Source organism: Endozoicomonas atrinae (genome assembly GCF_001647025.1).
Lineage (GTDB): Bacteria > Pseudomonadota > Gammaproteobacteria > Pseudomonadales > Endozoicomonadaceae > Endozoicomonas > Endozoicomonas atrinae.
In genome coordinates this window covers 1-3,620 of sequence record NZ_LUKQ02000394.1, presented here as the reverse complement: position 1 = coordinate 3,620, position 3,620 = coordinate 1, and the positions used below count along the sequence as shown (strand labels likewise).

Below are 3,620 nucleotides of genomic sequence, written 5' to 3'. Positions count from 1 at the left end.
ACCATTCGCACCGGAGTTAAACAGCTCAGAAAGGCTATGGGAGTGGATGCGGGAGCATGACTTATCAAACAAAGCATTTTCAGGTTATGAAAATATTGTAGATTGTTGCTGTGAAGCTTGGAATAACCTTTGCAGCGAAGCTGGTCGACTGTTCAGTCTGTGCTCCCGTGATTGGGCAGTTATACAGTAGTTAGAAAATTCAATTGGTATAATCAGTAGCGGAACATGCCTTCGGTGACGAAAGGTCTGATACGCTTCAGCATCTCTTTGAAGCAGCCGCTGTTACCGGCAACGATCTGGTTGTTTTTCATGTAGGTGTGACCACCTTTGAAGTCGCCAACCAGTCCGCCAGCTTCCTGAATCATCAGGACACCTGCGGCCATATCATAATCCTGCAGGCCGATTTCCCAGAACGCATCCAGGCGACCGGCAGCAACATAAGCCAGGTCCAGTGCTGCAGAGCCGGCACGGCGAATGCCGGCGGTATCGCCCAGCAGGGTTCTCATCATGTTCAGGTAGCTGTCCAGATGGTTGATGCCTGGGTTCATGAATGGAATGCCGGTACCGATCAGTGCGCCTTCCAGGTTTCTGCGATTGCCTACGCGGATGCGCTTGCTGTTCAGAGTGGCACCATGGCCACGACTGGCGCAGTACTCCTCCTCTTTGAGAGGGTCGAGAATAACGGCGTGTTCAAGACGACCACGGTATTGAACGGCAATGGATACCGCAAAATGAGGAATGCCGTTGATGAAGTTGGTAGTGCCGTCGAGAGGGTCGATGATCCAGAGGTAATCTTTGCCTTCGCCTTTACCTTCACGGTGTCCGCTTTCTTCACCGTAGAATCCATGGTCAGGGTAGGTTTTGCTCAGAGAAGCGATAATGGCTTTCTCGGCAGCCTTGTCTACCTCGGTTACAAAGTCGTTACGGCTTTTGAACTCGACATTGACGTGATCGAGATCTTTGTAGGCGCGGGCTATGATTTCGCCAGCCTGGCGCGCTGCACGCAGCGCCATATTAACCATCGGTTGCATAGGCTTAATTACATCTGAAATGTGAAAGATCGTATGGGGATGGAATTATACCGGATTCGCAGATCCGATTGTATCCTGGCAGTGATGAGTATGAGCTATCGCTCAATCAGCTGCGCAGCCATCCGGCGTGTAAAAATGTTTATCCAGTAGAGATGACAACATTTTTACGAAAAAGTGGGGGCGGATTCTGACAGGATGCGTCTTAACTTGCAATGGAGCATATGCTTCCGCTGGTCAGTAGTTTTACTATAAGTAGCTAAACAGATGAAATCAGGATTCTTCTGACTCTTTGTTCCGGGACTTGCTGTTATTGCATCTACGGTCACATGGCTAGGAGGCTGTGTTCCCTCCGTGGGGCCTTACACAGCTACCTGCCAGGTAGTCTGAAATATTTGATTTCATATGGTCAGCTACTTGGGCTTGGCATTGGCTGTAATTTGGGTACACTGACGAGCTGATACTACACAAAGCTAGAGATTCCTGCGGTGCTCGACAATATTTCCATTGTACTGGTTAATCCTTCCCATCCCGGTAACATCGGGGCTGCTGCCCGTGCCATGAAAACCATGGGGTTAAGCCAGTTATGCCTGGTCGCGCCGGATGACTTTCCATCCGGCACCGCAACAGCACTGGCCTCTGGAGCTGACGATATCCTGAGAAATGCCAGGGTCTGTGAAACGCTGGATGAGGCTCTTGCGGATTATCAGTTTGTGGTTGGCACCAGTGCGCGAGTGAGGGGCGTGTCTCTCCCGCTGGTGGATCCTCGAGACTGTGCCCAGAGTATCATTGATGAAGCAATGACTCATAAGGTTGCTCTGATTTTTGGTCGGGAAGATAAGGGGCTGACCAATGAGCAATTGAGACGCTGTCATCTGCAGGTTCATATTCCAACCAATGAAGCGTTCAGTTCACTCAATCTTGGAGCTGCAGTACAGGTACTTTGTTACGAATTGCGCATGATGCAGTTGATCAGTGCTGATGCGCTTGAGATGCCCCAGCCCCGCAGTCATGAGTTGGCAAATATGGATGATATGGAGCGTTACTATGATCATCTGTATCAGGTGTTGATGGAGATTGGTTTTCTTGATCACAGCAGTCACGAGAAGATTATGGCCAAATTGCGACGTCTTTATGGGCGGGTTCGCCCTGATAGTGTTGAGCTGAGTATTCTGCGGGGGATCCTGTCAGAAACTCAGCGATGTCTTGCTTCGGAAGAAAAAGAATGAATAAGTTAGCTGCTTGCTTTTAAAGCAGTGATGCAAGCTTCTGGGATTATTGATTTGCTGGTTCTTGGTCAGAAGCTTTTAAGATTGTGGGGGCTGGGTTGATGTGACCTTCCCACAATCAGGCAGGGATAATAACAGACAGGCGTAGACCATGTTTGAGCGAATAAAAGAAGACATCAAAACGGTAATGGCCCGTGATCCAGCTGCCCGGAACACGTTCGAGGTGGTTACTAATTATCCCGGGCTGCATGCGCTTTTGCTGCACAGGGTATCGCATAAACTCTGGAAGGCCGGTTTTCTCTGGTTGGGGCGCATGCTTTCAACGTTTAATCGCTGGTTAACCGGTATTGAGATACACCCGGGAGCGACCATCGGGCGACGCTTTTTTATCGATCATGGTATGGGTGTTGTTATTGGTGAAACCGCGGTAATCCATGATGATGTTACGCTCTATCATGGAGTGACGTTGGGTGGTACTTCACCCAATAAGGGTAAGGAGCATCCAGCTAATCAGGGCAAGCGTCACCCCACGTTGGCTAATGGCGTTGTTGTCGGTGCTGGTGCAAAAGTGCTTGGGCCATTTGTTGTCGGAGAGGGAGCCAGGGTTGGGTCAAATGCGGTGGTTGTACGTGAAGTGCCCCCTGGAGCAACCGTTGTTGGTATTCCTGGCAGGATTGTGAAGAAGCCAGAGGTTGCTGACAGCAATGATGAGCGTCGTCATGCCAATGCAGAAAAGATGGCAGAAAAAATGGGCTTTGATGCCTATGCGGTCACTTCTGAAATGCCTGACCCGACCGCACATGCCATTTCGGCCATGCTGGATCATCTTCATGAAGTGGATTCCCGCTTTGATACTTTGTGCCAGGTGTTAAAAGACAATGGTCTTGAGTGCAAGGTGCGACCATTGCCTGAGTTAAAGAAGGAGGATTTCGAGGCGGTTAAGGATGATAATAGAGAGGTTCTTGCAGAGTAGCAGTGTTTATTTTACTGGATGTTGAATAATTTGGTTTATCCTGCGAAGCTGATAACAGATACCTTATCAATGAAAGGTATCTGTTATTGCGCGGTCATTGAATAATGGCTGCGCGTGTTTTCTTAAATTATTAAGAATAACTATTTTCTATAGTATGGTTCCTATCTTTTATATGAAGCCTGTAAATAATTCTGTGTAAACGCCACCAAAACTATTACTCCTTGAACCGGTCAGGAAACATAATTTCAAACCGGTTCATGGCTGCTTTCCAGTTCCTGATCGGCATGGTCCATTTCTCGGAAGCTTTTTCCATGGCCAGATAGATTACCTTCATGACTGACTCATCAGTCCGAAAAATCTTCCGGTTCTTGATCGCCTTACGAATGACGC

Annotated in this window: 3 protein-coding genes and 2 pseudogenes; 3 read left to right on the top strand and 2 right to left on the bottom strand. The window is 48.6% G+C overall.

The features are described 5' to 3' along the window. A pseudogene (locus AK963_RS36025) lies at positions 1-190 on the top strand (IS630 family transposase); the annotation flags it as partial. Between the two features lie 22 nt (positions 191-212). On the opposite strand, the gene AK963_RS26830 reads toward AK963_RS36025, so the two are convergent. Further along, positions 213-1,031, bottom strand: a complete 819-nt coding sequence (locus tag AK963_RS26830; RefSeq protein WP_066018407.1) for an inositol monophosphatase family protein — start codon at positions 1,029-1,031, stop codon at positions 213-215. Between the two features lie 485 nt (positions 1,032-1,516). Between AK963_RS26830 and AK963_RS26825 the strand changes: the two genes are divergently transcribed. Both AK963_RS26825 and cysE read left to right on the top strand, forming a co-directional pair. Further along, positions 1,517-2,257 carry an RNA methyltransferase gene (locus AK963_RS26825; protein ID WP_066018406.1) on the top strand — a complete coding sequence of 247 codons (741 nt, stop codon included), beginning with the start codon at positions 1,517-1,519 and terminating at the stop codon, positions 2,255-2,257. Between the two features lie 151 nt (positions 2,258-2,408). Further along, positions 2,409-3,230 (top strand): serine O-acetyltransferase, encoded by an 822-nt coding sequence (gene cysE / locus AK963_RS26820; RefSeq protein WP_066018405.1) that lies wholly within the window; start codon positions 2,409-2,411, stop codon positions 3,228-3,230. 214 nt (positions 3,231-3,444) lie between these two features. Here the strand turns inward: cysE and AK963_RS32595 are convergent. Continuing rightward, positions 3,445-3,620: pseudogene (locus AK963_RS32595) on the bottom strand (IS256 family transposase); the annotation flags it as partial.